At 40.4% G+C, this 21,568-nt stretch carries 19 protein-coding genes; 7 read left to right on the forward strand and 12 right to left on the reverse strand.

Annotation, left to right across the window (positions count from 1 at the left end; genetic code table 11):
- Positions 1 to 83: 83 nt before the first annotated feature.
- Together mrdA and rsmD are read left to right on the forward strand one after the other, a co-directional pair.
- A complete protein-coding gene (mrdA, locus tag F3J02_RS15260) occupies positions 84 to 2,123 on the forward strand; it encodes a penicillin-binding protein 2 (protein ID WP_167250627.1) in 2,040 nt (679 codons plus the stop codon).
- Positions 2,123 to 2,671, forward strand: a complete 549-nt coding sequence (gene rsmD, locus F3J02_RS15265) for a 16S rRNA (guanine(966)-N(2))-methyltransferase RsmD (RefSeq protein WP_167250629.1) — start codon at positions 2,123 to 2,125, stop codon at positions 2,669 to 2,671. The genes mrdA and rsmD overlap by 1 nt, the downstream gene beginning before the upstream one ends.
- Here rsmD and F3J02_RS15270 read toward each other — a convergent pair.
- Both F3J02_RS15270 and F3J02_RS15275 read right to left on the reverse strand, forming a co-directional pair.
- Entirely contained in the window at positions 2,668 to 3,072 is a 405-nt protein-coding gene (locus F3J02_RS15270; protein ID WP_167250631.1) for a hypothetical protein, read from the reverse strand. The two genes, rsmD and F3J02_RS15270, sit on opposite strands and share 4 nt — an antisense overlap.
- A 98-nt stretch (positions 3,073 to 3,170) precedes the next feature.
- Complete coding sequence (locus F3J02_RS15275) at positions 3,171 to 3,776, reverse strand: GNAT family N-acetyltransferase (protein ID WP_167250633.1); 606 nt, start codon at positions 3,774 to 3,776, stop codon at positions 3,171 to 3,173.
- Positions 3,777 to 3,922: 146 nt separating this feature from the next.
- Here F3J02_RS15275 and F3J02_RS15280 point away from each other — a divergent pair, with 146 nt between their 5' ends.
- Both F3J02_RS15280 and F3J02_RS15285 read left to right on the forward strand, forming a co-directional pair.
- The gene (locus F3J02_RS15280) at positions 3,923 to 4,273 is read left to right on the forward strand and encodes a hypothetical protein (protein ID WP_167250635.1); all 351 of its coding nucleotides are present in this window, start codon (positions 3,923 to 3,925) and stop codon (positions 4,271 to 4,273) included.
- A gap of 41 nt (positions 4,274 to 4,314) precedes the next feature.
- Positions 4,315 to 4,953: a DUF2238 domain-containing protein gene (locus F3J02_RS15285; RefSeq protein ID WP_167250637.1), complete on the forward strand. Its 639-nt coding sequence runs from the start codon at positions 4,315 to 4,317 to the stop codon at positions 4,951 to 4,953.
- A 25-nt stretch (positions 4,954 to 4,978) separates the two neighbouring features.
- Here the strand turns inward: F3J02_RS15285 and blp2 are convergent, their stop codons facing one another.
- From blp2 to F3J02_RS15315, 6 genes are all read right to left on the reverse strand, one after another.
- Positions 4,979 to 7,120: an Ig-like repeat protein Blp2 gene (gene blp2, locus F3J02_RS15290; RefSeq protein ID WP_167250639.1), complete on the reverse strand. Its 2,142-nt coding sequence runs from the start codon at positions 7,118 to 7,120 to the stop codon at positions 4,979 to 4,981.
- 249 nt (positions 7,121 to 7,369) lie between these two features.
- On the reverse strand, positions 7,370 to 8,332 hold the full coding sequence (gene sohB, locus F3J02_RS15295; protein ID WP_167250641.1) for a protease SohB: 963 nt from the start codon (positions 8,330 to 8,332) through the stop codon (positions 7,370 to 7,372).
- Positions 8,333 to 8,480: 148 nt separating this feature from the next.
- Positions 8,481 to 9,395 (reverse strand): phosphate ABC transporter ATP-binding protein PstB, encoded by a 915-nt coding sequence (pstB, locus tag F3J02_RS15300; protein WP_065343367.1) that lies wholly within the window; start codon positions 9,393 to 9,395, stop codon positions 8,481 to 8,483.
- 14 nt (positions 9,396 to 9,409) lie between these two features.
- Complete coding sequence (gene pstA, locus F3J02_RS15305; protein ID WP_167250643.1) at positions 9,410 to 10,804, reverse strand: phosphate ABC transporter permease PstA; 1,395 nt, start codon at positions 10,802 to 10,804, stop codon at positions 9,410 to 9,412.
- On the reverse strand, positions 10,801 to 12,180 hold the full coding sequence (gene pstC, locus F3J02_RS15310) for a phosphate ABC transporter permease subunit PstC (protein WP_167250645.1): 1,380 nt from the start codon (positions 12,178 to 12,180) through the stop codon (positions 10,801 to 10,803). The genes pstA and pstC overlap by 4 nt, the downstream gene beginning before the upstream one ends.
- 99 nt (positions 12,181 to 12,279) lie before the next feature.
- Positions 12,280 to 13,311 (reverse strand): substrate-binding domain-containing protein, encoded by a 1,032-nt coding sequence (locus tag F3J02_RS15315; RefSeq protein WP_004652127.1) that lies wholly within the window; start codon positions 13,309 to 13,311, stop codon positions 12,280 to 12,282.
- 355 nt (positions 13,312 to 13,666) lie between these two features.
- Between F3J02_RS15315 and F3J02_RS15320 the strand changes: the two genes are divergently transcribed.
- Positions 13,667 to 14,116 (forward strand): SRPBCC family protein, encoded by a 450-nt coding sequence (locus F3J02_RS15320; protein WP_167250647.1) that lies wholly within the window; start codon positions 13,667 to 13,669, stop codon positions 14,114 to 14,116.
- A 49-nt stretch (positions 14,117 to 14,165) separates the two neighbouring features.
- On the opposite strand, the gene F3J02_RS18635 is transcribed toward F3J02_RS15320, so the two are convergent.
- The 3 genes from F3J02_RS18635 to F3J02_RS15335 all read right to left on the reverse strand — a co-directional run bounded on the left by F3J02_RS18635 (position 14,166) and on the right by F3J02_RS15335 (position 17,878).
- Entirely contained in the window at positions 14,166 to 14,354 is a 189-nt protein-coding gene (locus tag F3J02_RS18635; RefSeq protein WP_228284361.1) for a hypothetical protein, read from the reverse strand.
- Between the two features lie 282 nt (positions 14,355 to 14,636).
- Positions 14,637 to 16,019 carry an amino acid permease gene (locus F3J02_RS15330; protein ID WP_167250649.1) on the reverse strand — a complete coding sequence of 461 codons (1,383 nt, stop codon included), beginning with the start codon at positions 16,017 to 16,019 and terminating at the stop codon, positions 14,637 to 14,639.
- A 137-nt stretch (positions 16,020 to 16,156) separates the two neighbouring features.
- Positions 16,157 to 17,878 (reverse strand): alpha-keto acid decarboxylase family protein, encoded by a 1,722-nt coding sequence (locus tag F3J02_RS15335; protein ID WP_167250651.1) that lies wholly within the window; start codon positions 17,876 to 17,878, stop codon positions 16,157 to 16,159.
- 135 nt (positions 17,879 to 18,013) lie between these two features.
- Here F3J02_RS15335 and F3J02_RS15340 point away from each other — a divergent pair, with 135 nt between their 5' ends.
- A complete protein-coding gene (locus F3J02_RS15340) occupies positions 18,014 to 18,499 on the forward strand; it encodes an Lrp/AsnC family transcriptional regulator (RefSeq protein ID WP_004652123.1) in 486 nt (161 codons plus the stop codon).
- Positions 18,500 to 18,571: 72 nt separating this feature from the next.
- Here the strand turns inward: F3J02_RS15340 and F3J02_RS15345 are convergent, their stop codons facing one another.
- Entirely contained in the window at positions 18,572 to 20,002 is a 1,431-nt protein-coding gene (locus F3J02_RS15345) for an aldehyde dehydrogenase family protein (RefSeq protein WP_167250653.1), read from the reverse strand.
- Between the two features lie 434 nt (positions 20,003 to 20,436).
- Here F3J02_RS15345 and F3J02_RS15350 point away from each other — a divergent pair, with 434 nt between their 5' ends.
- Positions 20,437 to 21,492: an aromatic ring-hydroxylating oxygenase subunit alpha gene (locus F3J02_RS15350; protein ID WP_167250655.1), complete on the forward strand. Its 1,056-nt coding sequence runs from the start codon at positions 20,437 to 20,439 to the stop codon at positions 21,490 to 21,492.
- The last annotated feature ends 76 nt before the right edge of the window (positions 21,493 to 21,568 follow it).

Consider the following 21,568-nt stretch of genomic DNA (forward strand, 5'->3'; position numbering starts at 1 on the left):
AAATTCTACAGTATGATCATTCAACTTACGTTAAAATGCGTAGCCTTTATATTCTCTCCATTTTGTAATTAAGTCGACACCCTATGAAACAGCACTTTCCTTTAAAAAATATGCAACAAGAAAAGCGCATTTATAAGGGTCGAATCTTTTTTGCAATCTTTGTCGTGGCGATTTTTTTACTTTTATTGATCTGCCGTTATGCATATTTACAGATCGTTCATTACGATGATTTTACAACAGCATCAGATAAGAACCGTATTCGCTTACAACCCTTAGCTCCCGCTCGTGGATATATCTACGATCGTAACGGTGTGCTATTGGCAGATAACTATCCAGTTTTCACTGCAACGCTGAGTCGTGCTGATGTCAGCGATATTGACGAAACCATTACTCGTCTAATTCCGATTTTAAGTTTGACGCAAGATGATGTTGAACGTTTTAAAAGCCGTGTGAAAACCGCACGCAAAACAGAACGCCTCGCGATTAAGCTAAATTTAACTGAAGCCGATATTGCCAAATTCAGTGAAGTCAAATATGCCTTTCCTGGGGTAAAAATTGAAACTCAGATGACCCGTTACTACCCACATGGTGAGTTATTCGCCCATGTGATTGGTTATGTGGGTCGTATTAATGACAAAGAACTCAAATCCATTGATAAGGATTTATATGCAGGGACCAACCTGATTGGTAAAATTGGGGTAGAGAAAAGCTATGAAGACCTATTACATGGTGTACCGGGCTACGAGTCAGTAGAAGCTGATGCACATGGTAATGTACTGCGCAATCTAGGTCGTCAAAACCCTACCCGTGGTAATGACCTGTATCTGTCTATTGATTATGGCCTGCAAACCATTGCAGCAAAACAATTGGCGGATCGTCGTGGGGCAATTGTTGCTATAGACCCTCGTACAGGGGAAATCCTTGCACTGGTCTCTAGTCCAAGTTTCAATCCAAACTTATTTGTTACGGGGATTAGCTCAAAAGATTATAGCGGACTGCGTGATAATCTGGATCAACCGCTTTACAACCGTGCAGTTCAAGGTGCTTACCCTCCTGGCTCGACCATTAAACCGATGTTTGGCTTAGGTGGTATTCATTATGGTCTTGTTGATTGGAGCACCGCGATCTCCGATCCAGGTTATTTCTCACTGCCAGGTGATAGCCATCGTTTCCGTGACCATAAGAAAAGTGGTCATGGCTCAGTCAACATGCATAAAGCGCAAATTGTGTCATGTGATACCTATTTCTACGTCCTGTCTTATCGCATGGGCATTGAAAAAATGAATGACTGGATGCGCCAATTTGGTTTTGGTGAAAAAACAGGGGTCGATTTACCAAGCGAAAGTTCAGGTCTTTATCCAAGCCCAGAATGGAAAATGCGTACTCGTAAATCTAAATGGCTAAAAGGTGAGACTATTTCTGTCAGTATTGGTCAAGGTGCATTTACTGCAACACCATTACAATTGGCTATGGCAACTGCAATCACAGCCAATAAGGGCTCGCATGTCACACCGCATGTACTCAGAGAAAGTAAGGGATCTAAGAAATTTACTGTACATAATGCCCCTGACGGCAAAATCCAGTTTAATGGTACAGAACAAGATTGGACCAATATGCATGATGCGATGGTGGATGTGATTCAATCTGGTACAGGACGTGGCATTAAAGGTGGCTTGCAATATTCAATTGCAGGTAAGACAGGTACAGCTCAAGTCAAAAGTATTGCTCAAGGAAAACGCTATAACGAAGCAGCACTTTCCTCTAGACAGTGGGACCATGGTTTATTCGTTGGTTTTGCACCTGCCGACAATCCTGAGATTGCAATTGCTGTGGTTTGGGAAAATGGTAAACATGGTGGTTCTGCTGCCCAATTGGCACGTCCAATATTTGACTATTGGCTGGTAACTCGTAAAAAGAATCCACTCCGTCCTGCCAGCCATCAAGTCAGTGGTGGCTTAATGACTGCGGGAATTAAACCTGGTGAACTACCAAGCAGCAGTATCGCAACCACAACAACACAGAACGGCCAAGCGGCTTCGACACCAGTCACTTCGTCTGCCCCAGCCTCCACACCTGTTACACCAACAACGGCTGTTCCACCTGCTGATGGAGTCACTGAATAATGAAAAATCAATTACGCATTATTGGCGGTGAATGGAAGCGTCGTACTTTACCCTTTGCCAGTATTGAAGGCTTACGCCCAACTCCAGATCGTGTTCGTGAAACATTATTCAACTGGCTCATGTGGGACATTCAAAATGCTCAGGTTTTAGACCTGTGTAGCGGTTCAGGTGCATTGGGATTTGAAGCCCTTTCTCGTGGCGCTGCCAAGGTGGTGATGATTGAACCTAATCCAACTCAGGCACGTTTTTTAAAAGACAATATTCAACTTTTAAAAGCAGAAAATTGCCAACTGTATGTTGCGACCGCACAGCAAGCTTTAAAAAAATTAAACTCAAGTTTTGATGTGGTATTTCTTGATCCACCCTATAGTCTGGATTTATGGCAAGAGTTGGCTGAACTTGCTGACCCAATGATTGCAAACCATGCTTATATTTATGTTGAAGCAGATCGAGATTTAGCTCAACTCACCCTACCGCCTACTTGGCAGAAAATAAAAGAAACCAAGGCGGGTATGGTCAGAGCAGGTTTATATCAAAAAGGCAGTTAAAAAATTCGTAACCAGAAGAATCGAATCAATTGACCTCGGTCAAAGGGAAAGCTGGACAAATATTCATAACCAATTCGATTGGTCTGGTTCAACTGATAGATCATGCCATAACCAACTGAAATCGAAAAATCATCCAGTGACAGGCTAGTGGTATCGCCTGTTAACATTTTATGGTTAAACTGATTGGTTTGATAAGCCGTATAGTTATAGACACGCCAACGTTCATTTTGAAAAAATTGGTTATGTAAAACTGAATAGGCTGTTTTCATTTCAGGATAAGCAGCATCAAACATCTGCTCGGTATCTTCGCTCGGCTCTGCAAAAAAATCATAGTCATCCGCATAAGCTCCAGCAGAGAGACCAATCAAAAAACAGAATAAGAAAATGTACTTAATTCGCATAACCAGATGTGCTGATGAAGCCCTGCTTTAGCATACCGCTAAAAATCATTTTTTATCAATCAATTGAATGTTTTTATCTACTATTTACAAACTGCTGTTTAAAATAACCACTCCATACGGCGACCGCCTGGAATCGAATGATTCCTTGCACCTTTAAACTCAGTTTCTTTTACAACTCTAAAACCGATCCGTTCATAAAGCTGCCGCCCTCGATGATTCTCCTGTGATACATCTAAAGATAATGCAACATAACCTTGTTGCTGAGCGAATACTTTCAGATGTTGCAACAATAAAGAGCCAATACCCTGACCTTGATAATCTGGATGCACGCCAAAATTAGCAATATGCAGACACAATTCACTCGGTTTGGTCACCACAGAACCTGCTCGTAAAGCTCTGGATACGATACGAGGAAATCCAAGCTTGTAAATATCCCAGATATTCTTAAGCGTACCCTGATCCATATCCAGTAAATCCTTTTTGCCATAACAGGCAACTGTCGCAACTATCTTATCATGATGCTCGACCACCCAATGCAACTTATAACTGGTATAACCATGCTCTGACAAAAATTCATTATGAATAAAAAATTTCGCACTAATCTGCTTATGTTGATACATGTAATCAAATAAGGCCTCAGCTGCGCTATAAATTAAAGGTACACAAGCATCAACATCATGCTTCTTCGCTTTTCTTATTTTCATTTTAAATCCAGTCTATTTAATTTTTGTGCAATTAGATATGCAGAGTAAAAAAAGATTAAATTTTATCGTGTTAGACATAAATAATTAATTTATAAAATTCACCTTATATACAATAATAGCACCTTTAAAATTCTACTCTATCGATCATGAAGCTTTTGTTCCTGCTCATTGCCACCGTGAGCTTATCAGGTTGTCTTTTTGGAAAATCTAGCGAGCTAAAACGCGCTGAGAAACTCTTACAAGGTTTTCAATGTCTTAACATTGAATCCAGTGAGTTAGCAACGTCTTCTATTTCAAATTTTTATCAACAATCATTGGCAGCGAATAAAGACAAGGCAGCATCTTATATTGAACAATATAAAAATGGTGAAGATCTCTTTGACATTCCGCTCGATGAAGTTGTACAACAAAAATATCAATTATATAAACAAGCTTGTCAGGCACTCGGTGGCGTCTCTACAACCAAAGAAACAATCACTGTAGGAACAACAGAGTAAGACGAATAAAAATTGCCTGACTGTAATACTTAGGATACAGCATGATCGAAAAACAACTGGGTTTAAAACATTATATTGCATTGGCGATTGTGCTTCTAATAATTGCAATCGCAAGTATTCAGCCGCTTGAGTTTGAGGCTTATTTACTACACCAAGCGGGTACCGTCTTGATGCTGATCGCCCTCATCGTCACGATGAAAAAGATTGGCATTAGTTTTTATAGTTTTTGCCTCTATTTGGGCTTCCTTCTGATTCATATTTTAGGGGCGCACTACCTTTATTCTTATGTGCCTTATAACGAGTGGATTGAAAATCTGTTTCATTTTGATCTCAATCAAAGCATGGGCTGGTCGCGCAATATGTATGACCGACTGGTGCATTTTGCTTATGGTCTATTGCTCTATCCTTTTTTCTATCGCTGTTTTCAAGTCTGGTTACCGACTGCCAAACCTTTGACCCTATTTTTGCTGGTTATCCAGTTTGTCATGGCATCGAGCATGTTCTATGAACTGATCGAATGGTGGATCGCCATTGGTTTATCCCCTGAGGATGCTGAAAACTATAATGGCCAGCAGGGCGACATTTGGGATGCACATAAGGATATGTTCCTGGCGACCATCGGAGCAATACTGATTGGACTCATTCAACTGCTCAAACAAAAAACGCCTATGCAAAAATAGGCGCTGTTTTCAATATAAATACCAATCAGATAATAGAATGTTGCAGTGCCGCCAGCTGATCTAAAGGATCAGCTTTGATACTTTGTGGGTAATCAAGATTGGCTGAATCAGAATTGCCAGGGTTGTTCACTACAGTTGCAATTGTTTGCCCCACAAGCAATTGATCTAAAATGCGATCTAATTGATTTGAGGGCTGATTTGAAGGTGCTAACAATTCATTTAAATCAGGCTTTTCCATAACGGCAGATTCAGACGTTGGTTCAGCTTGTTGGGTTTGTAAGGTATTCAGATCAATCGCATCTGCCAAAGATACTTTCACTACAGGTGCGACCACATTAAAGCTAAATACACTACTCATTTCACTAATATTTCCAGCAGCATCAGTCTGAGTCAACGTAATTTTATGTGTTCCCAACCCTAAATCTTTCGTAATTTCAAAACTCCAGTTTCCATTATCACCTACAGTAACAGTGCCTATAGGTTGCCCATTATCATAAATCGTAAGTACTGCTTTTGCTTCCCCCGTGCCTTCTAATTTTGGTTTGCTGTCATCAGTATCGCTACCCGCTGCAATCGATCCTTTTACTGCTCCAACATCATCTATTACTTTTTGCAAGACTGGACTATTTGGGGCAATCGTATCTTTGGTACCGATTACCTCCGTTGCCTCAGAGCGGTTACCTGCCGCATCCACAACATAAACTTTACCGATATTTTTATCAGTCAAAATAGGGTTTATTGGAATGGTAAATTTTCCATTAGCATCTGCTGTACCTGTGCCCAATACTGTCTTTCCATTCGCACTTTTAATTTCTATCTTACTGTTTGCTTCGGCAATCCCCGTAACAGAGTCTCCAGCCGCATTGATTTGAACTAAGGCTTTGTCTGGTGCAATGGTGTCTTTCCCTGCGCTGATCTCAAGTGGTTTGGATTGGTTGCCTGCCGCATCTTCAATAATGATTGAAGCTTTTTTATCTGTGGTTAATGCGGGTGAAAGCGTAATTTGAAATTTGCCTTGGGCATCTACAGTTCCACTGCCAATCACTTTTCCATCAGCATCTTTTATCTGTACTTTGCTATTAGCTTCAGCCCGACCTTGAATGGAAGTCCCCTCTTTATTTACATCGACCAAAGGTTGGTCAGGTGGCAAAGTATCTTTTCCGGCAATGACTTTAGATGGAGTGGATTTATTCCCTGCTGCATCTTGGGCAATCACTGTTCCTCCCTTGTCACTGGTTAATGCAGGTGAAACTTTAATTGAGTATAGACCTTCTTTATTTGCGGTAACGGTACCAAGTAATTTCCCATCAGCATCGTAAACCGACACTTTAGCATTCGCTTCAGTCTTACCAGAAACAATCGTTCCATCAGCATTCAATTGTGCCATTGGTGCATCAGGTGGGGTCACATCTTTATTTCCAACAACTTCACTCTTCGCAGCATTTCCAGCACTATCGATTGCCGTTACCGTAACTTTTTCACCTGCTGGCAAGGGCTGGGGTAATTTAAAGGTGTAATTTCCCTGAGCATCCGCTTGTCCCGTAGCAAGTATTTTCCCAGTTGAATCTTTAATTTCGATTCTAACATTCGCCTCTGTTTTTACATTGATCGTTTGCGAATCATCAGTTGCTATTGTGGCTTTAATTGCAGGTGGCGTTATATCTATTGGCTTGTTATCACTCTTATTTTTATCATCTTTATCGTCATCTTTGACGGCCCACAAATACGTGCCTTCAGCAACTAAAGCAGCTAAACCGACTTTCCATAATTGTGATTTACTAATGCCTAAATCATTCTCCGTAGTTTGAACAGGCATCGTTTGTGTAACTGGCTCGGTATAAGCAAATTGCGCCAGTGAGGTCGCTGATGAGTAACCTACAAATTTGCCTGAATCATCAAATTCAGCGATTGCATAGGAACCTTCGGTTTTAGAAATTGCCAAACTATGTTCAGTCAGATTGGCATCACTATAAAAACCACTAACAATAATCTTTTCACCATTTTTTAATGTAATGACAAGATCATTACCTTGCTTGATAATTGATTTAATATCCGCCTGATTTACGCCAATTTGCACGATTGAAGGTTGGTTTAAAACCACACTTTTCAATTGTGCATCTTGTAGAATATTTGAGTTTTTCTTTGAAAAAACAACGACTCTTGTCATTATTATGCTCACTTATCAATTATATTTTTAAGTCATTCTTAGATTAATGAATAATTAAGTAATTCATCTTGCAAATAAAATATCAAATGATCGATATGACTACAATCTCTTCGATCAGAAGTTTTGTCATGTTTTTTAATTAACCAAATGTTCAAATATTAATATTATCTAGGATAAAAAGTCATAAATATGAATCAGAAAAAACCAGCCATATAGGCTGGTTTTTAAAAGAGTAATTGAATGAAATGCTTAAAATTTAGGATCTCGCATTTGTACCAATGTGCTATTTGCTTTTGCAAGACTATCAGTAATTTTACCCATGACTGCAGGAATCAAACTCTCGGCCATTTGTGCTGCTTGCAAGCCTAATTTTTCACCAAAGGTTGGGCGTTTACGGGTATTAATCACATAGATATCATGCTTTGGTAATAAACTTAATAAGTACTCATCAGAGGTCTGTAACTTATCAACCAAGTTAAGCTGACGTGCATCTTCACCATACCAATGCTCACCTGTTGCCACTTTTGCAACATCTAATTGTGGGCGATATTTTTCAACGAAGTGCTTAAATAGAGAATGGGTTTGTTGCAGCTCTTCTTCAAACTTGGCCTTACCTTCTGGGGTATTTTCACCAAACATCGTCACAGTACGCTTGTATTCACCTGCGGTATAAAGTTCAAAATCGACATTATGTTGTTTTAACAAACGATTAAAGTTTGGCACTTGTGCAACGACACCAATCGAACCCACTACAGCAAAAGGTGCAGAAATAATTTCATTGGCAATACACGCCATCATATAACCACCGCTTGCTGCAACTTTATCGACACAGATGGTGACATTAAAGCCTGCATCACGTAAACGCACCAATTGAGCCGCTGCTAGACCATAGCCATGTACCATTCCACCAGGACTTTCTAAACGTACGACCACACGATCATGCCCTGCTTTAGCCGTAGCTAAAATCAGAGTGATCTCTTCGCGAATGGTATCGACCGCAGAAGCTTGCACATCACCTTTAAAGTCGAGTACATAGATTTTTTGGTCATTCTTTTTACGAATTTTTGCTTCTTTAGCAAGTTGTTGAAGGAGTTGTAATAATTCCAAACGAGATGCTGTGCTTTGCGCGATTCTTTTTCTTTGTTCATTCACACGCGCGTTGAGATGACTGATACGAATTTCAGCAGGAAACTTAGGTAAATGGAATAACATGAAGTATGTGCTCTATAAGTTCGGCATTATTGTTCTAAGATGTGGTCTGCTCAATAAAAATTCAATAGCGATTTTGCAAAATAGATTCATTTTCATTTATATAAACAAAAAAGAGCCCGAAGGCTCTTATTTTTATTTGATCAAAAAATTAACCAAAACGACCTGTGATATAGGCTTCAGTCAACTGATGATCAGGTTGGGTAAACACTTTTTCAGTCGAGTTTACTTCAATCAAGTCACCCAAATGGAAGTAAGCCGTACGGTCAGAGACACGTGCCGCTTGCTGCATAGAGTGGGTTACGATTGCAATCGTGAACTGTTCAGACAACTCGGAAATTAATTCCTCAATTTTTGCTGTCGCAATTGGATCAAGTGCCGAACATGGTTCATCCATCAAGATCACTTCTGGGCTCACCGCAATGGTACGTGCAATACATAAACGCTGTTGCTGACCACCTGAGAGGCCGGTACCTGGTTGACTCAGACGATCTTTAACTTCATCCCATAAACCTGCTTTACGCAAACTATTTTCTACAATTTCTTCTAAATCATATTTATCACGTGCCAGACCATGTAATTTAGGGCCATAAGCAACATTGTCAAAAATTGATTTCGGGAATGGGTTTGGCTTTTGGAAAACCATGCCGACTTGAGCACGTAGCAATACCACATCAAGGTTTGGATCGTAGATATCTTGATTATCTAAAGTCACTTTACCCGTCACACGACAGCTATCAATGGTGTCATTCATGCGGTTTAAAGTACGCAAGAATGTCGACTTACCACAACCTGATGGACCAATGAATGCAATCACTTCATTCTGGTAAACATCAAGGTCAATTCCTTTAATTGCCTCAGTTTCGCCATAGTAAACATGAACATCCTTAGTACTGATTTTCACTTCACTCGTTTTTGGCTTTTTATTTGAAGAAGCCGTTTCAAACTGAGAGACAAATGCAGTATTTGATTGCTGAACTTGCGCTTCAGATGACGTAAATTCTGTTTGCTGTGGATTCACTGATTTATCCTTTTCTACGGCGTTCATAATATCAATCGTATTCATTGTACTCTCCTCAATTACCAACGCACTTCAAATTTCTTACGGAGCCAAATGGCAAGGCTGTTCAAACCAATCATTAATGCCAGTAAAACAATAATCGCTGCTGCAGTACGTCCTTCAAAGAAGTTACGTAATTCATTACCTTGCCATAAATAAACCTGTACAGGTAATGCAGTCGCTTGATCTAAAGGTGTAGTCGGAACACTAGCAACGAAAGCGCTCATACCGATTAAAAGCAACGGTGCAGTTTCACCCAATGCATGTGCAACCCCGATGATCGCACCTGTCATAATGCCAGGTAATGCCAACGGTAATACATGATGAAAAATGGTTTGTACTTTCGATGCACCTAAACCTAACGCGGCTTGACGAATCGAAGGCGGCACTGCTTTTAACGATGCACGTGTCGTGATAATCACGGTCGGCAATGTCATTAAACTCAGAACCAAACCACCGACTAAGGGTGCTGATAATGGTAGCTGCATCCAGCCAATAAAGATTGCAGCACCCAATAAACCAAACACAATCGAAGGAACCGCAGCCAAGTTGTTAATGTTGACTTCAATAATGTCAGTCATCATATTTTTTGGTGCAAACTCTTCAAGATAAATTGCACTGGCAACACCGATTGGTATCGAGATCACGATCACGATCATCATCATGAATAATGAACCCATGAATGCGCCTGCTAAACCACTTGTTGCTGGTGAACTACGAGAGTCTGGACTAAAGAACAAGTTGCTATTGAAGGTACTTTTAATAATTCCTTCTGCCTTTAACTGATCTGCAAGTTGGCGTACTTCTGGCTCAAGCTGTTGCTGATCATCAGGCAGACTACGATCAATATTACCCGCTAACCACACATCAACATTGGCGTCGGCTAAGAATTTGATCTCTTCTTTGCTTCCAATCAGCGCAGGGTTTTTAAGCACCATATCACGCAAACGGTATGCTTCAGAACTGGTATACAAACTGCTTAGATAATCACGTTGGCTTTCTAATGCTTTATCTTTAGCAACGATACCATTCACGATCAAAGCATCCCAATCCACCATACCCATTTCAGTTTGCCAAGCGACCATACGCTCTTCAAAGTGAGCTGGTGTTTCACCTGCAGTTTGTTTAGGTTTCGCACCGACATTAATAATTGCTGGATCAAAATAAACAGGAACCGTTACGCTGCTTTGCCAAAAAGCAGGCAGACCTTTTGCCAAAATACTACCGAACAATAAGGCAACAAATGCGAGAGCAATTACAACCGCTGAGATACCTGCAAAGCGAAAGGTTTTTTCCTTACGATGACGCTTGGCCAAAGAACTTTGAATCTTTCTTTTACGCTGCTCACGTTGTTCAGCAGCTACTTGAGGATCCAATAACTTCGGATCCAGAGGAGATGTATTTGATGAACTCATTCGTATTGCTCACGATATTTACGCACGATGTACAGTGCAATAATGTTTAGACCCAAAGTAATCACAAACAAGGTTAAACCAAGGGCAAATGCCACCAGTGCTTGTGGACTCGCAAAGTCAGTATCCCCTGTTAATTGCTTCACAATCGTGACGGTTACTGTCGAAACTGCTTCAAATGGATTTGCATGCAACAATGGACTGTTCCCTGCTGCAAGCACCACAATCATGGTCTCACCTACGGCACGGGATACGGCAAGTAAAAATGCCCCTGTAATCCCTGGTAGAGCAGCAGGCAGAACCACTTGACGAATAGTTTCTGATTTGGTTGCACCTAAGCCCAAAGAACCGTCACGTAATGCGCGAGGTACCTGAGTAATGATGTCATCGGATAATGAGGAAACGAATGGGATAATCATAATTCCCATTACAAAACCTGCTGTTAGAGCGCTGGTCGCATTAATATTTATACCAACACTTTCACCCACAATTTTAAAGAATGGGCCAATAACCATTAAAGCGAATACGCCATAAACGATCGTTGGAATCCCCGCCAAAACCTCAATCGCAGGTTTTGCCCAAGAACGTAAACTTGGCGATGCATATTCAGCCAAATAAATCGCAACCAACAAACCAATCGGCACCGCAACCAACAATGCGATACCACTCACCATCAAGGTACCCCAGATTAACGGTAAGATACCGTAACTACCTTCTGCATTTCCTGATGTGCTAAAACCCGGGTTCCATTCAGTACCAAAAAAGAAATCAACTGGACTCACAAAATGGAAAAAGTGTAGCGCCTCTTTCAACATCGATAAAACAATACCGATTGTTGTCAAGATTGCGACACCTGAACACAGAATCAAAGCAACATTAATGGTTTTTTCGACTTGGTTACGTGCACGGAATTGCTGGCTGACATGGCGTTTTGCCCAAACTAAACCTGCTAATCCTGCACTAATCACCACTGCAAGTTTTGCAAAAGATCCAATCGTTTGGAATTTAGCAAGTTGTTGTGCTGCTGCAACTTCATATGCTGCTGGCTGATCTGTTACCCCAAAACCAGATGCAATCGCTTGTACACGACTGGTTAAAACATCACGACCTGCCGCATCTAAAGTTGAACTCACAGATGCAGGAATATTATTAAAAATAATATGTTGTAAAATACTTGGTTCAACCAAGTTCCAAATAATCAAAATTAAAAAAGCAGGAATACCACACCACAAAGCAACCAACGCCCCATAATATCCTGGACGAGAATGTAGTGCTGCTGAGTTATTTCCCTTACCTGCTAGGTTACGGCTTTTGCTCAGCCCGATTTGATATGCAATTGCCACAAGGGCTAATAACACACCGATAAGTAGCAGATTCATGTAATCTCCACTGTTTTCTCAATTTTCATGATTTGAAAAAACTTAGCTAGACAAAAAGGCTGATGATCCAACGTCTCACCAGCCTCCCTTTTAACAATATTACTTAACTGATTTACCAGCTTTAAAATCAGCTAGGATTTTTGCGCGCTCTTTGTCGCTTAAAGGAATCAAACCAGCTTTTTCTAATTTAGAACCTTTACCAGAAATTTTCTTGTTTAAGAAGAATTCTGTATATTGTGGTAAGCCTTTGATTGATTTCAAGTGCTCGCCTTTCACGTAGAAGAACAATGGACGTGAAACAAGGTAGCTACCATCTAATACCGTTTTCTCAGATGGAGTCACACCATTTACAGTTGCTACACGTAATTTATCACGGTTTGAATCATAGAAACCTAGACCAAATACACCCACTGCGTTTGGAGAAGTCTTCAAGCGAGCTAAAGTTTCAGTATAGTCACCCGCAATTTCAATCACACGGCCATCTTTACGGAAAGTTGAACATGCTTTCTTTTGATCATCTTTGCTTAAAGCTTTGTAGTAATCAAATGCTTCACAACCAGCATCAACCATTTTCTCTTGGAACACTTCACGCGTACCGTGGTTAGATGCAGGAATAACTAAAGTAATTGGTTCATTTGGTAATGATTTATCAATTTGGTTCCAAGTGGTATATGGGTTTGGAACTAATTTACCATTTGAAGGCAATTGTGCAGATAATGCAGTAAATACATGTACTGGTTTTAATTTATATGCTGCTTTTTTAACGTTTGATGCAAATACGATGCCGTCATAACCGACTTTAATTTCTTGTACTTGGTTTACGCCAGATTTTTTACATGCATCAAGCTCTGTGTCTTTAATTTGACGAGAAGCATTTGCGATGTCGATAGTGTTATCACCTACACCTTGACAGAATTGCTTCAAACCACCACCCGTACCACCTGAACCAACAACGGGTGCTTTGAACTGTGGGAATGTGTTGCCAAACTCTTCAGCAACAATACTTGCAAACGGTAATACAGTAGATGAACCAGCAATTTGAATCGTATCACGAGCTGCATTTGCAGTCGTTGCTACAGTTGCCCCAGATACAGCTAATGCAATTGCGATGTGACGTGGATTTAAGCGCATTCTGTTTTCTCTCATTTATGCAATTTGATTTACAACTCTTTTCTATTTAAGTGTTGTACTTTGGTTAACTGCATTTTGAGCAGATAATATGACAATTAAGTGACAACTTTATGACGCTTTTGTGATGGTCAATTATTCGAGTCATTTTTTAGAAAATTATTGGTCATAAAGTCATATTTTCTGCTGTATTTTTTGCAGCTCGAAACTCGATTACACTAAGAAAATAACGTTTAGATATTGAATTTTATAAAATTTAAAAGCTCCCCGCTGATTCTGCTTAACAAAAAGCTTCTTGGGTAGAGCAACCAGTTTATATATGTTTTATGACAATTCCCTATCGAAAAGAACAGATATAATGCTAAATCCTGTCATCATTGAAACACAAATGCTGATTCGTAAACCGATTCACAGCACTTTTGAAGCATTTATTGATCCAGAAATCACCTCAAAGTTTTGGTTTAGTTCAGCTACAGGAAAGCTAGAACAAGGAAAAACCGTTGAATGGACATGGGAAAAATATCAAGTTTCAGCAAAAGTGAATGTGACCAAAATCATTGCCAATGAATTGATTCAAATTCAGTGGGGCGAACCGAGCAGTACGGTTGATTTCATCTTTGAAGCTTTAAACGACAACCAAACTTATGTCAGGATTCAGAACTACAACATCCCTTTTCAAGGCGATGAACTGATTTCTTTTATTATTGATAGTACTGGCGGTTTCACAACAGTACTGGATAGCTTAAAAGCCTACTTAGAACATGGTCTAAAACTTAATCTCGTACAGGATAAATTTCCGCCCTTCTAAATAATGAATAAACCTAGGAACTTTTAGGAACTAAATAGCTCTAAAAATGTCATACCATTTTCGCAGCAGCCTCTGTCACAATCATGGCATTCTGTCCAAAGCGAGTCTGTAACAGTGGATCAGCTTCAGTTGTCAGTGCTGCCGTTGAACTCATAATCCACAGAAACGTAAAAAAATGATGTGGATACGGTAGGTCGGGCATAATAATGCCATAGCGGCTCCAACTACATTGCTGCATACAATGTTCAGGTTTAAGTGCATATTCTGCTGGGAAAGACCAATCTGCCTATATTATTGGTTGATCCAACGCATGATGGAATTGCCTTATAAAGCTTGTTAATGCTGGTCATTGATTACTCATCTTTATTTTTCTCATTTTCTAATAACGATAATTTATTGAAGAAGAACCTAATCTTTGACAAAAATGAGCATTTTTAAAAATAACTCGCATTATTCAGTTCTAAGTCTTTTTAAAATAAAAAGAGCCTTAAATTTGGGCTCTTTTTATGTTTTATCAGATTCAAAGATTCGGCTGAATCTCTGTAGCAATTACCACTTTTTTACGATACTTCAATACATAGACTAAAGCTAAACCACCCAACCACAGTGGTACCATCATCACAGCTATGCGCATATCTGGTGTCATTGCCATAATGATCAAAATAAAACAGACAAAACTAATGGTTAAATAATTACTCCATGGACTTAAGATACTTTTAAACTTGGTTTGATGTCGCTTTAACTGCATTGCTTTATTAAATTTCAAATGTGTCACTGAAATCATCAGCCAGTTAATCACCAATGCCGCCACAACCAGCATCATAAATAGTTCGAAAGCTTTGCCAGGGATCAGATAATTAACCACTACACAAACGGCCGTAATTGAAGCCGAGACAATCGCAGCAGGTACTGGAATTCCTCGGGCATTGACCTTTTTCAATATTGCAGGTGCATTACCTTGTTCCGCCAAGCCATGTAACATTCGGCTATTACAATAAATACAACTGTTATAAACAGAAACGGCTGCGATCAAAACCACGAAATTTAAAACGTTGGCAACGCCATTGCTATTTAAAGACTGGAAGATCAAGACAAAAGGGCTACCACCTTCTGCTACCATGTTCCATGGATAAAGACATAAGAGAATCCCGATCGCACCGATATAAAAAATCAAAATACGGTACACAATCTGATTGACCGCCTTAGGAATCGTAGTTTCTGGTTTTTTAGTTTCTGCCGCTGCAATCCCGATTAATTCAAGCCCACCAAAAGCAAACATAATTACAGCTAGTGCCATAATAAAGCCATGCGTGCCATGTGGGAAAAAACCACCGTGCTGCCATAAATTGGCAATACCCGCCTGCGGACCCGCAGAACCAGAAAGCAATAAATATGCACCAAAGCCAATCATGCTTAAAATTGCAACAATCTTGATGCAGGAAAATAGAAATTCCGATTCACCAAAAAAGCGAACATTGACCAAATTGATCGCATTCAGCAAAATAAAGAATACCAAGGCTGTCAGCCATGTTGGAACATCTGGCCACCAAAAATGGATGAAGGTTCCAATGGCACTGAGTTCAGCCATACTGACCAACACATACAGCACCCAATAATTCCAACCCGACATAAAGCCAGCCATGCGGCCCCAGTACTTATTGGCAAAATAACTAAATGAACCACTGACGGGTTCTTCAACCACCATTTCACCTAGATGACGCATGATTAAAAAAGCAATCACACCTGCAATCGCATAGCCCAATAATATAGAAGGCCCTGCCAGTTTGATGGTTTGTGAAAGCCCCAAAAATAATCCTGTACCAATCGCACCACCTAGCGCGATCAGCTGGATATGTCGATTGGACAATCCTTGTTTTAACTCATGTTTATTGTTTACATCCATCACTTTATCTCCAATGTGTGTGTCACATCCTGTACACCTTTTATACAGCGTATGATTCGAAGCTCAGCATGAAGCTCCGAATCTGATCCGCTCTCTTATCAATTTATAAATTTGAAGATTTTCCAACTCCCTTCTCTTCAGAAGGAAATTACTTTTTTACTGGGTAATGATTGGGAACGTTGTTTTAAGATTTCATAGCCTCGATCGCCATAATCAAAACGTGCAATCACTGACGCAAATTTTTTCAGACTGAGGGGTGCATCCATGGCTGGTAGCTTTAATTCGATAAAGGTCAGACCATCGAACTGGTCGATACTATCCAAGGTTTGTTTAAGTTGACCTGCGGTTTCTATCACACAACTTTTATAGGCTTTCGTGCCATTAAAGACATTTGGAATTTCGGCATATTTCCAATTTTGCACATCGTTATAAGCGGCATTCTCTCCCATGATCAAACGTTCAATGGTATAACCACCATTATTGAGTAAGAAAATAATCGGCTTGAGGTCATGACGGATAATGGTTGAAAGTTCCTGTACGGTAAGCTGAAATGAACCATCACCAATAAATAAGATTTGGCGGCGTTCAGGTGCAGCCAACAAACTACCGAGTAATGCTGGCAAGGTATAACCAATCGAGCCCCACAGTGGTTGTGCAATATATTTAGCGGTTGCAGGTAGCTTTAAACCGGCCAAAGCAGAATTAGATGTTCCAACTTCACCAATAATCACATCATCTTCTTTTAGAAAACCTGAAATAGCATTCCACAAAACATCCTGACTCAATGCTTGCTGTTCAGGGACATCTACAATTGTTAAAGGCTGTTTTTCCAACATTGGCTTGCTTAACTTACGTGGTGCAACCTTCTTATTCAGTTCCACCAGAAGTTGTCCAATTTCAATGCCAGGGAAATCCTGTCCAAAAATCGTCAAACCATACGGTTTAATTTCAATGTAATTTTCAGTGGCAATTTGATGAGTAAACACGCCTGTCCCCACATCGGTAAAACGCACCCCAATGCCGATCAAACAGTCCGATTGCTCAATGGTACTGCGGACATGCGGCTGGCTTGCTCCACCGACATAAGTTCCCACATAACGTGGTGAAGCTTCATCCATAATATTTTTAGCGGTCAGCATACTGGCAAAAGGAATCGAACATTTTTTGGATAAATCATCCAGTAGCGAGGTAATCCCAAAAACAGAGGCTTCATTATCAATCAGCAGCGCTGGCTGCTTGGCTTGCGCAATCACCTCACACAGTTTAGTGACTGCACTTTGTAACAGCTCTGGCTCAACCCTTGGATAAGATAAATCGAGTGAACGATCTGTCACTTCAATTTTGACGTGAGTAATATCCGATGCCAACTGGATATGTACAGGTCGACGTTCAAGGAAACATTGACGTAACACGCGATCAATTTCAGAGGCAGCATTGGCTGGTGTTAAACGGGTCTGTGCAACCGTGAACTCTTTCATGCAGTTCATGATGTTGTCGTAGTTACCATCGACCAGAGTGTGATGAACCAGAGTTCCTTTCTGAACTACATGTAAAGGTGGAATCCCAGAAATATGCACCACTGGCACATTCTCAGCATAAGCACCTGCAATACCATTAATCGCACTTAAATCACCGACCCCATAGGTCGTTGTCAAAGCAGCAAAACCGTTGATTCGTGCATAACCGTCAGCAGCATAAGCCGCATTTAATTCATTACAATTACCAATAAATTTGAGTTGGGCATCCGCCTCAACTTGTTCGAGATAAGAAAGGTTAAAATCACCAGGTACACCAAACAGATGTTGGATACCCATTTGTTTTAGACGAAGATTTAAAAAGTCACCGATTTCTATGAACATTGCTCTACATCCTTTCAAGTCAATTTTTTATTCCATAGAAAAATAATATTTCATCTACCTATTAAATTTCGTGCATAATAAAAACGCATTTCAATAAAAATACAATATTTGTGTATCATAAAAGGATTTTATGCAATGGATAAGTTCGACTGGCAAATCATTCAGGCCCTACAAAAGAATGGACGGCTCACCAATCAGGAAGTTGGAGATTTAATCGGTTTATCAGCCTCACAATGTTCAAGAAGAAGACAGTTACTGGAGCAAAAAGGCGTGATCTTGGGTTATGCCGCCCGCATCCACCAACAAGCTTTAGGCTTGGAGGTTACCGCGATGATCCACATTAACTTACGTATTCACGAGGCAAAGTCACAACAGGCCTTTCAGGACTTAATTGAAGCCGAGGATAATATTCAAGATGCTTTTTCAATCAGTGGCGATGCAGATTTTATCCTAAAAGTCGTCGCAGAAAATTTGGAACAACTTTCCCAATTTGTGACAGAACGGCTGCTTTCTTATGGATTTATTGGGCATATAAAATCTTACATCGTGTTAAAAAAAATTAAAGAACAGAATCACTTCCTCAGCAAATCCAAGGGTCACAGCTACCATCCAGCCACATAAACCTAGTTTTAAGCAGCACCATGCATAAAAAGAAAAAGGCGGATATTAGATCCGCCTTAAAAATATGAAGGTTTAAGTTTTATTGATATGCACAGTTTGTCCAACGGTATTCTCTAGCAAACCTTCCATACCAAACTCAGCACCAACGCCTGACATTTTCCAACCGCCAAACGGTGCATGTGGAACAATCTCTGCATGGGTATTGACCCATGCCGTACCACATTGTAATTGGGTAGCGTAGAACTGTGCGGCTTTTAAATCAGAAGACCAGATTGAACCGCCTAATCCAAATTCACTGGCATTGGCCCGTGCAATTGCATCATCAATATCACGATATTTTAGAATTGGTAACACTGGACCAAACTGCTCCTCTTGTACCACTCGGCAACTTTCATCCAGTCCAGTTAAAATCGTTGGTGCAATAAAATAGCCTTGCTCAGGTACCATCTGATCACCTGACAATGCCTTGGCGCCTTGCGCAAGCGCATCGGCAATTAAAGCTTTTACTTTCTGATATTGCAGCTGATTTTGCACAGGACCAAATGTAGTCTCTGCAACCATGCCATCTCCAACATTTTGGGCATTGGCAATATCAGCCAGTTTTTGTGCTAGCACGTCATATTGGCTTTCGTGCACATATAAGCGTTTTAATGAAGCGCAGGTTTGTCCAGCATTTAGAAATGCCACATTAAATATTCGCTTGGCTATTTGATCTAGATCGGCATCAGGTAAAACAATCCCCGCATCATTACCACCTAATTCTAGGGTCAAATGTTTTAAGGTTTTTACCGCACCCGACATAATGTGCTGACCTGTTTTGGTCGAACCTGTAAAAACCACCTTTGCGATATCGGGGTGACTCGATAATGCCTCACCAATTTCACCATTACCGACAACAATCGAAATTACACCCGCTGGGACTTCTTGCTGAATGATTTCACAGAGTTTTAAAGTCGCTAAGGGGGTAAATTCAGAAGGCTTGTTGATCACCACATTGCCTGCGCGTAAAGCAGGCATGATATGCCACACCGCAATCATCAACGGCCAATTCCACGGCGTAATCGACGCCACCACACCTAAGGGCTGATAATGACGTTCAATCCGTTTCTGTTCACTGTCTTCAATAATATCAACTGGCATTTCTAAACTTGCGGTATAACGTGTCCAGCCAATCGCACCCTGCACTTCCATTTGTGCCAATGCCAATGGTTTGCCTTGCTCAAGTACAATCAACTCTGCCAAAGTTTCGGCATGTTGTTCAATCCCATCCGCAATCTTATTGAGTATGCTTTTGCGTTCCTCATGAGAACTGCGTTGCCAACTTCCAAAAGCTTGCTTTGCTGCATCGATTGCTTGATTCACCTGTTCAATCGATGCCTGTGCACATTTTGCTGCAACGGCAGCTGTTGCAGGATTGATAATCTCAAGTTCGCCTGCTTCACCGAGACAAGATTGACCGTTAATAATAAGTTTAAATTGGTTTTGCATATTCAAGTGTTGCATGCCTTGTTCCTTCTATTCATTGTAATCATGATGTTTTGCCTGATCCGAGCTCAGCTCTAGGTCAAGTGCAAAAGTGATGACATCTATCCATCAAAATATTGAGCATATATGACTACAATATGAAATTTGTGCATCACAGTTTATGCATAATTATTTCTGATTTAGATTAAAAATGCACAGTTTGTGCAGAACAGCGACAATTTTCTACCTTGCCATCATAAAAAACCATCGTACACGCTCTAGACATGATCCATGTATACAGCAAGTCAAAGGCACGCCCTTCTACAATCTCGTCTGATCTCCAAACATCACATCAAAAATTTTAGCTCTGCTTTAGTGTTCTAAAAGTTACGACACTTCATTCAATTAATTGAAATTTCTTAGAACGGCAAGCTTCGTTATATTCAATGCAAATGAGTCCGAAGATAAAAAAGATGAACAGCAAAGTAATCGCAAGCTTTAATCCTATAGATTTACCCGTACATATGACTTTTTCAGAACATGATTGGCAGCTGCTTGCTCAACACTGGTACCCGATTGCGCTCGCCCGTGATATTTCAGAACAACCAACAGCAGCCACATTGTTAGATATGCCATTGGTCATCTATAAAATGGGAGATGAACTGATTGTTGCAAAAGATGTTTGCCCACATCGTGGTGTCCCCCTCAGCTTAGGTCGTCATGATGGTCAAGGCATTGTATGCCGTTATCATGGATTACGCTTTGGACTTGAGGGCAAATGCAACCGTATTCCAGCACATCCACAGCATAAAATATCTGATCGCTTTCATTTGAAAACCTATGCTGCCACTGAAAAATATGGATTAATCTGGTGTTGTCTAACAGCTCGCCCTGATGATAAACCTGTTATTCCTGACATGCCGTACTGGGATGATTCAGACTACCAGCAACTGGTGTGTCCTTTTGTAGACTTGAATTGTTTTGCCGGTCGACAACTAGAAGGATTTATTGATGTCGCGCATTTTGCTTGGGTGCATCCCGATACCTTTGGCGATCCTGATGATGTTGAAGTGCCAGACTATAGCACCACAGAAACCAGTTATGGCTTTGATGCAGATTATATCAGCAGTGTTGGACGCTATCCGATTGGTGCAGAGCAACGTGGGCAAAACAATTTCAACTGGCTCAGACATTTTGAAATCAGCCTACCTTTTACAGCAACGCTCACCATTCATTTTCCGAATCAAAGCAAACAGGTGATCATGAATGCGGCCTCTCCAATAAGCGCGCGAAAAACTCGCCTGTTTGCACCAATCTGCCGTAATTATGATAAAGATTTACCTGTTGAGGATGCTTATGCATTCAATTTACAAATTTTTGAAGAAGATCGCCTAATTGTCGAAACACAAAAACCTGAATATCTTCCCCTAGATTTATCGATGGAAGCACATTTTCCAGCAGACCGTAGCTCAAGTATGTATCGTCGACTCTTAAGAAAAATGGGATTCAATCCTATTTTTGCCGCCTAGCTGATTTATATATTCAATTCCAAGAGGCAATAAAAAAGAGGTCTATTCAGACCTCTTTTTTATTTTAATGGATGTG

The sequence above is a fragment of the Acinetobacter sp. Tr-809 genome (assembly GCF_011753255.1).
In the GTDB taxonomy this organism is placed as follows: domain Bacteria; phylum Pseudomonadota; class Gammaproteobacteria; order Pseudomonadales; family Moraxellaceae; genus Acinetobacter.